Genomic DNA, 7,981 nt, shown 5'->3' with positions numbered 1-7,981 from the left:
GGACTCGCCCTCGCTCGTTACAGAACGGTGGATAGTTTTACTCTCCACCGCTGGCCCATGAGGCCTTATTTAGCGCGGGGGCGAGTCCATGTAATTACGAGCTAACTATTTGTCCAAGCGAACGCGCTAACTACGCGTCCGCTTACTCAGGGGGGAGGCATCATGGATCGTCTCTTGGCTTTCGGTTATGCGCTAACAATTACGACTATTGGAGCGGCCATCGTCATCGCGAGGGGCGCACTGCCCCGCCTTGATGGGATCACAACCTTTCTCGTGTCCCAAGTCGTCTGCCTTGCATGCTTGCCGGCAGCTTTTTTGCTTTTTAGGGGCGCACAACGCTCAGGCGGCAAAGTGCGTAAATTTCTTGGTTATGCCGTTTCAGCCTTCAATGCATTGCTGGCTCTTGGCGCTGTTGCAGCTGTCACTCTTATTCTAGTTAGCAATGTCCGTTTCGCATGACGCCTAACAATTTATCCAAGCGGACGGCTTCGCAGCCGCTTAACTCAGGCGTTAGGCTCCTTCGTGTGCGCCAATAGGTGAAAACGCAATGTTTCCTATCCCAGACTGGACTCGTTTGCGCCCTTCAGGACTGCCGCCATCGGGTGGTTCCGGCGGTTCCAACAAAGGTGGTCTATCCGAGGGGTTGTTGGTACTTGGTTCCTTCCCAGTGGCAATCGCGGGCGCAATCGCCGGCGGTGTAGGAGCGCAAGGTTTGTTACCGTGGCTTGCAATTCCCGGTGGGATTATCGGCCTAATTATTGCGATAGCCATTCTTTGCCATACGATCCTCGGTGGCATCAGTCAGGCGGCCTTCTACGGGTTCGTTACGTTCACATTTACCGGTGGGCTCGAAAAAAATTCGGATCCAACTATGTCTTGGATACTCGCTTGCATCGTCGCCACATTGTTTCTATGGGCAACATACTCCCAATGGAAGAATCGGTAAGCAAATAAGTCCAATCGAAACAGGGTGCGAAACAGGGGGCAGAGTAGAATGGCAGAAGCGGACACCTACGGCGCCGCTTAACTCAAGCGTCTTCGAAATTGGAGAATCGCATGAAACCGTACTTGCTGCTACGAATCGCGGCCATCCTCATGTTGCTGTTTGCCGTGGGACACACCACCGGTGGACTTAGCTTCTGGTCTCCCGCAGGAGAAACGGACGTGCTCCGCGCAATGAGATCGTTTCACTTCGATGCCATGGGCGTCAGCCGAACCTATTTGGACTTCTATCTTGGTTTCGGTTACATCATTAGCGTCTACTTGCTGGTGCAGGCGGTTGCTTTCTGGCAATTGGCATCTATCGCGAAGTCTGATGCGCATCGCGTTCGCCCATTGATTGGCTCGTTCTTCCTGGCGTCCGTCGCGTCCGTAGTCCTGTCATGGAAGTTTGTCTTTGTGGTGCCTGTTATCGCGTCGGCTGCGGTAGCTGTTTGTCTTGGGCTTGCGTTCTATGCTGCGAGGAATCGCGAAGGCGCCTAACTGAACTATATTGGCGCGAGATGTTGGGTTAGGCTGCGCCAACCAAGTCTTGCGTGGTGAGAGGGGAGCCTATTCATAACTGGCGTTGCCGGCATATGGCGGTAGCGCTGGGGAGTGGCGAGCAGGCACCAGAAAGGTGTTTGCCCGGACGAGAAAGTACAGGGAGGATAATCTGATGCGCGTTCGATTTTTTATGTGGTCGGTGCTGATGTTCGCCATGCTCATTACCGGCTGCAGCCGGGAAAGCATGATGAAGGCGGTTACGTCACCGGAAGACGAGAAGGTTGCCAAGGACTATATTGGCTTGTTGCAAGCGCACGAATTCGACCAGATCGAAAATGACATCGATCCGGCCCTCAAGTCGAAAACGACGAACCTTCATCAGACTTTGCTCGCCATGGCGGCGCAGATGCCTGCAGAACAGCCTTTGTCTGTAAAGCTGGTAGGGTCCGACTTCCTTACCAGTAACACATTCCATAAGAGCAAGCTCACATACGAATACCAGTATCTGGATCGATGGGTGCTGGTGACTATAGCGGTTCAAAAGAAGGACGGTATTTCCACCATTATTGGTTTCAACCTCAATAAGGTGTCCAAATCCCTGGAGAACAGCAATAAGTTCGTTTTAAGCGGCAAGAGTTCGTTGCAATACTTAGTGTTGGCTCTTGCCGTGATTGCGCCTCTTTTTAGTTTTTATGCACTCGTCCTATGTATTCGCACCAAGATGCAGGGCAGGAGGTGGCTTTGGATCATCTCCATCCTGTTAGGTGTTGGCAATCTTTCTGTCAACTGGGCGACTGGTAAGCTTGGCTTTCAGCTGGTGGCCATTCAGTTGTTCAGTGCGGGGGCATTCGCTCCACCCTATGGGGCATGGGTGATTTCGGCGTCGCTGCCACTTGGTGCGATCTTGTTCTTATTGCGAAGAAAGGAGCTTGTTGCGCCAGCCGAAAAAGAGGTCGCTACGAGTCATTCTTGACAACGGAGCGTAGTGGATGCACTGCATAACTCTTACCTACACCAAACCCTTACTTCGCCAAGCTGTGCGTAGCTTCTGGTGGCGTGTGGTCGGGTTCAAATATTTCGTAGCACTAGCCTTGGTAGCAGCGAGTCTCCTTGGGCTCATACTCGATGGGGACACTTCATGGTTTGTAGGTGTATTGGCCAGCGTACTCGTGTTTGGCATTACTTTTGTGGTCGCGCTTTACGTTATCCACTATGGCAACTCACTTCGTAAGCTCCAAGCCATGGGTAGCCATCAAGCCAAACTTGAGGCTTCAGAAGCTTCGCTGTCGCTGTCGTCCGGTGCGAGTGTTGCAACGCTTCCTTGGTCTGCTGTTACTGAGGTATGGCGGTTCAAATCTTGCTGGCTGCTTCTGTTTTCAAAATCTCAATTTGTGACTTTGCCGCTGGCGGATATCCCCACAGAGGCTCGGGCGTTCATCATCGCCCGAGTCCAGACCTCGGGAGGCAAAGTTGAATAACAATTCATTTGAGCCGAAGTCATTTCGCTGCGCGGCGTAGTTCAGGGGTCAGGGCGCATGCAAACTCCTCGTACCGTCGGCTATTCAGGCACTCCGCTCGCCAAGAAGCTTGGCTTGCGAGAGTCGAGTCACGTTCTGTTTGTTGGTGCACCGGAAAACTTCGTAAGCCTTCTCGAGCCGCTTCCTGCTGGTGTTGTGTTCGAAAACTCCGCGAGTTCGAGCGTTGACATTACTCATATATTCGTCACTCGCAAAGAAGACCTTGCCAAGCACCTGAAAGCCTTCCGAAGGTCACTTAAACCAGATGCTTTGCTGTGGGTGTCCTGGCCAAAGAAGGCTTCTCAGGTAGCGACGACGGTGACCGAAGACACCATTCGGGAGTTAGCGCTTCCATTGGGCTTTGTGGATGTGAAGGTTTGTGCTGTCAACGAAGTGTGGTCTGGTCTCAAGCTTGTTGTTCGTAAGGGGCTTCGCTGACGATTGAAGTTCAATCCTATACGCCAAGATCAAAATGGATTGACCAGCTCCGCTGTTGAAAAGCACTTCCGCTTTCGCGGGAATGACGGTGAGGAAGTATGCGGCCTTATGGTGGGGTGCATTTACTGGTTTTGTTGTTTGTAAATCACTCCGCCTTTCATCACAAACGGCACATGCTCCACCGCGCTGATGTCCTGAGTTGGATCTCCTTGCACCGCAATCACATCCGCATCCAATCCAGCCTTTAGCTGTCCGAACTTATCCTGCTGCCGCAAAATCTTCGCATCCACCGCCGTTGCTGCGAGCAAGGCGCGGGCGGGTGACATGCCGTTTCGCACCATCCATTCCAGCTCCTTGTAGTTGGTGCCGTGGGTGAAAACGCCGACGTCGCTGCCGCAGCCGATCATGACGCCGGCTTGCATGGCGAATTTGAAGGCGTTGGCGGCCTGCTGCATGTCGGCGGTGGGTGGTTGGCCGGGTTTCCAGCCGTGGAAGTATTCGGCGTAGGCGGCTTCGGCTTCCAGGGTGGGCAGGTAGGCGACGTTGTGTTGTTTCATCAGTTCGAATACTTCGCGCGTGCCACCGTAGCCGTGTTCGATGGTGTCGACGCCGGCGAGTACGGCGCGGCGCATGCCTTCGGCGGTGGTGGAGTGCATGGAGACGGGCAGGCCTAGTGAGTGGGCGGTGTCGACGCCGGCTTTCAGTTCTTCTTCGCTGAAGGTGGGCATGGCGCCTTTGGCTTTGCCGCAGTGGTAGTCGGCGTAGATCTTGATCCAGTCGGCACCGTGGCCAGCCTGGTCGCGCACGGCGTCGATCATTTGTGGAACGCCTGCGACAGGGATGCCGCCTTGCGGAAGATTGAGGTCGGTGCGATAGCCTTCGGGGCCGGGGCCGTAGCAATGTGCGGCGATGGTTGCGCGCGTGGCTACAAACAAGTGCGGGCCCGGAATCAGTCCTTCATTGATGGCGCGTTGCACATCGACGTCGGCGTAGCCGGCGCCTTCCGTGCCGAGATCGCGCAATACGGTAAAGCCGGCCATCAAGGTGTCGTGTACGTGCTTGACTGCTTCCACGGTGCGATACGACTGCGTTTCCTTCAGCACCTGATCGTCCCACAGCGTTTCGTTGTAAGGATGCAGGAAGATGTGCGAGTGCGCATCGATCAGGCCGGGTAGCAAGGTAGTGCCGGGCAGGTCGATGGTTTGTGTGTCGGGCGGTGCATGGACTTCGGAGGCGGGACCTGCAGCTGTGATCTTGTCGCCTTCTACCAACACCACCCAGCCAGTGTGTGCTTGTTCGCTGCGTGCGTCGAATACGCGATCGGCCTTGAGCAGCCAGGGGTGATCGGCGGGTTTTTCAGTCGATGCGTTGTCGGCGGCGATTGCGGATGTGCCGATGGCGCAGGCCATCAACATGCTGGCGCACAACGCTGCCAGGCGCTGGAACCGATGCTTCGACATGTCTGCTCCCCGGTGTCGTTGGTTGGGCCGGGCATTTATAGCAAGAACATGGTGGTGTCGATAAGCATGCGGGGCTGAGACGACGATGTAGGTTGGGTTAGCGCAGCGTAACCCAACATATTCGGTGTGGCATTGTTGGGTTACGCTGCGCTAACCCAACCTACGAGTTGCGCGTGCTGGGGTAATACTGCGGCGCCTCACGACGATCCGTCATTCCATAGTCGCGTACGATGCGGATGGCATAGATGCTGGCGTCGGCATCATTGCGGCGAATGGCTTCTTTCGCGAAGTCATCAGCTTCTTGTTCGCTACGCCAGCTCATCACAATCGCTATGCGATTCGGCGTGCTGATGTGATCGAACACATCACCACCAACAATACGCGCGCGTGCAATCTCTGCGACCTGCCAAAGTGAGGACGAAGGTGAAAGTGTGCCGTCGATGATCGTCAGCGCGATCGCTTCTCCCATTTCGGTGTGATCCTGTCGAACCCAGCCGACAGAGCGATCCGCGTGCCGGCCAGCTACGCGTGTGGCCTCGCCGACGCGGATGCGGTAATCGTCGAGCACACCTTGCCGCCCGCGTACCTGTGCACCGTGATGCTGCTCCTGCGTTCGCCAATGCACTAGGGCTTTTTCGTTATCCCACAATGACAGGGAAAGCAGATAGCCGTTGCGGGAGCGGCTGCGGAAGCGCTCGTTTTCCACGAAGCCGGGTATCTTTTCCAGTTCCGGGCGAAGGCTTCCGGCAATCTGAAGATACTCATCCGCGTGTGCGGCGTTGGGCTTTACTTCGAAAACGACGGCGAACAACGAGTGAGTGGACATGATGGTTACGGCTGTCCTGGTGCAAGGTTTTTCGTGGCATGGATAAATGCATTCACGCTTTCGTACAGCGAATGGCGGTTGTGTTCCAGGTGCACGACGTGGGTGCCATCGTCGATGCGCAGGCGCCACCGTAGCGGGCTGCCTGTGAACTTCTCAAGAAAGCGCTCTGCGCCGACATCGTTAACGACGTCATCGTAGTTTCCGTATACGACGAAAACAGGAGCGGTTACATCGCTGGCGCTGTATGGATAGTGTCCCGCCTCAACGGTGTCGATATCTGCGAGCGGGCCGTATGGAATACGCAATGCATCGGGCGCATCACCCGCAACATGATGCACGGATGCGGCGAAATCGCGCGCCCAGGTTTTGTCCATAGCAGGTTCCAGCAGATATTTGCCCGGTGGAAGAATTTGCTTGAAGCGCAACTGTTCGAGACGCTCTTGCGTGGTAATGCTCCACCAAGCTGGTTGAGCTTGATGGCTTGGTGTGGATGCTTTCACGGGAACAATCGGGCCGAACAAAGTCAGGGAAGACAGCGCATGCGGTTCTGCTGCTGCAAACGCGGCGGCGGGTATGGTTCCCCATGAATGCGCAACGATGTGAACGTCTTTCATCCCCATTTGTTTGTGCATGTAATCGACGGCCATGGCAATTTGCTTGGCAGCTTCTTTCGCATCAGTAACGGGTGCGCCGTTGCCGGCTGGGCCGGACATCGCAGGTGGCCGGCTCGAATCGCCAAAGCCGAGGAAATCGAGCCCGCAAGCGACGTAGCCCTTCCGGGCCGTGTATTCGATCCATGAATCGCCCGGCGCGAATTCGAAGCCGGAAGCAAGCATGGTAGGAAAGCTCGCGCCATGAATGAACAACACGCTCTTATGGGAAGCCACAACTGGACGCGCGCAGTGCAGGGCTAGCTGTTGCGTTGGTGTACCTGGAACAGGAATGTAGCTCGTGTCGAGGGCGACGCGCTGTAAGCCTGTGGAGGCGGCCAGTACCCACAACAGCGAGGGGAGCATGCTCAGTCCTGATGGGAAGGAATGACTCAAGCTAACCCATTGGACGTAGGTGATCTTTCGCTCTTGAGCGAAACATCAGGATGGCGGGCGTGTTCGTCGTGAACTTCACGCAATGGGGCAAGCTCACACAACCCCACCCCAGCCTCTCTTTCACGCAGGGGACGGGCATCTCGCATATGTGCGGATGATCGATGCAATCCAGCGCTACGGCATGTACGATCGGCCGGTCGCTCGCGTTCCGGGTAAGGTGATCACATGAACGGAATTGCATCGTGGCTTATGTGGGGGTTTGTCGTTGTTTGTCCGCCTGGCATTTCTTTCGCCCAGCAGGCGCTGTCGCCGGTGCGAGTGACGGCATGGTGAGGATCCGACGTATGCGCGCCGACCATTGACGAGGTAGAGCATGACTCCTTCACAGATCGATTCGGGCATCGTTCGCTTTACCAGCCCATTCGCGTTCGACGATACGGTGCAGCGTCTGCTTGCCGCTTTCAAGGAGAGAGGCATCAAGGTGTTTGCCACCATCGATCAGCAGGCCGAAGCCATCGCGGTGAGCCTGTCGATGCCACCCACCACACTTATCCTGTTTGGCAATCCCGCAGCGGGCACGCCGCTGATGCTCGACAATCCGGCATCCGGGCTTGATCTTCCGTTGAAGGCCTTGGTGGTCGAAGCCGAGCCGGATAAGGTGGAAGTGTTCATTAATGCCGCCAAGTACGTGATCGAGAGGCATGACTTGCCGCATGGACTTGAGGCGAATCTGTTACCAGCAGAAAAACTCATTGCGCATGTGTTGGAAGCGCCGGGGAAAACATAAGGCTTGCAGTTTGATGTTTACGAGCTACACCGATGACATTCGATCAGGCGATGGCCTTTATCCGCGAACACGGCATTGTGCTTTCCGCTGCACGCGGACCGGTGCCGCGCATGGCAGAAGTGATCGCTGGCGAACCGATCAAGGGGAGTTGGTGGGCACATCCCAAGAGCCACCAGATCTTCGCCATTTTCCAGAAGCTTGCGGATTCGCCGGACATTCTGGTTTGCCGCATGATCGGCGGAAAAGTCACGTTTGTGCATCGCCGTTTATGGCCTGCGCTGGTTCGGCTCGCTGATCGCTTTGAGCCGACGCAGATTGCGCAAGTGCATCAGGAGCACACGGCGAAGGGGCATCATGAAGCACATGAGGTGCCTTATCCGGAGTGGGTGCCGGCGGAGGTTTTTGATGAAGCGGGGAAGCTC

General features: G+C 55.8%; 10 protein-coding genes. 7 read left to right on the top strand and 3 right to left on the bottom strand.

From position 1 onward, the window contains the following. Positions 1-162 precede the first annotated feature (162 nt). From QQJ86_RS14935 to QQJ86_RS14915, 5 genes are all read left to right on the top strand, one after another. Positions 163-459 carry a hypothetical protein gene (locus QQJ86_RS14935; protein ID WP_284321767.1) on the top strand — a complete coding sequence of 99 codons (297 nt, stop codon included), beginning with the start codon at positions 163-165 and terminating at the stop codon, positions 457-459. A gap of 597 nt (positions 460-1,056) precedes the next feature. Further along, a complete protein-coding gene (locus tag QQJ86_RS14930) occupies positions 1,057-1,482 on the top strand; it encodes an LIC_13387 family protein (protein ID WP_284321766.1) in 426 nt (141 codons plus the stop codon). A 175-nt stretch (positions 1,483-1,657) separates the two neighbouring features. Then, entirely contained in the window at positions 1,658-2,458 is an 801-nt protein-coding gene (locus QQJ86_RS14925; RefSeq protein WP_284321765.1) for a hypothetical protein, read from the top strand. 16 nt (positions 2,459-2,474) lie between these two features. Continuing rightward, positions 2,475-2,963, top strand: coding sequence for a YcxB family protein (locus QQJ86_RS14920; RefSeq protein WP_284321764.1), 489 nt, complete (start codon positions 2,475-2,477; stop codon positions 2,961-2,963). A gap of 57 nt (positions 2,964-3,020) precedes the next feature. Further along, positions 3,021-3,440 (top strand): DUF3052 family protein, encoded by a 420-nt coding sequence (locus QQJ86_RS14915; RefSeq protein ID WP_284321763.1) that lies wholly within the window; start codon positions 3,021-3,023, stop codon positions 3,438-3,440. A gap of 122 nt (positions 3,441-3,562) precedes the next feature. On the opposite strand, the gene QQJ86_RS14910 is transcribed toward QQJ86_RS14915, so the two are convergent. The 3 genes from QQJ86_RS14910 to QQJ86_RS14900 all read right to left on the bottom strand — a co-directional run bounded on the left by QQJ86_RS14910 (position 3,563) and on the right by QQJ86_RS14900 (position 6,742). Continuing rightward, entirely contained in the window at positions 3,563-4,900 is a 1,338-nt protein-coding gene (locus QQJ86_RS14910) for an amidohydrolase family protein (protein WP_284321762.1), read from the bottom strand. A 160-nt stretch (positions 4,901-5,060) separates the two neighbouring features. Next, complete coding sequence (locus QQJ86_RS14905) at positions 5,061-5,726, bottom strand: antibiotic biosynthesis monooxygenase family protein (RefSeq protein ID WP_284321761.1); 666 nt, start codon at positions 5,724-5,726, stop codon at positions 5,061-5,063. A 5-nt stretch (positions 5,727-5,731) separates the two neighbouring features. Beyond that, complete coding sequence (locus tag QQJ86_RS14900) at positions 5,732-6,742, bottom strand: alpha/beta hydrolase (protein WP_284321760.1); 1,011 nt, start codon at positions 6,740-6,742, stop codon at positions 5,732-5,734. A 403-nt stretch (positions 6,743-7,145) separates the two neighbouring features. On the opposite strand from QQJ86_RS14900, the gene QQJ86_RS14895 reads away from it, so the two are divergent. Together QQJ86_RS14895 and QQJ86_RS14890 are read left to right on the top strand one after the other, a co-directional pair. After that, positions 7,146-7,559, top strand: a complete 414-nt coding sequence (locus QQJ86_RS14895; RefSeq protein WP_284321759.1) for a DUF302 domain-containing protein — start codon at positions 7,146-7,148, stop codon at positions 7,557-7,559. Between the two features lie 32 nt (positions 7,560-7,591). Then, a partial coding sequence (locus QQJ86_RS14890; protein WP_284321758.1) for a hypothetical protein occupies positions 7,592-7,981 on the top strand: 390 nt, incomplete at its 3' end.

Origin of the sequence: Dyella acidisoli (assembly GCF_030160295.1) — a bacterium.
Lineage (GTDB): Bacteria > Pseudomonadota > Gammaproteobacteria > Xanthomonadales > Rhodanobacteraceae > Dyella_B > Dyella_B acidisoli.
This window is presented reverse-complemented; position numbering and strand designations above follow the sequence as displayed.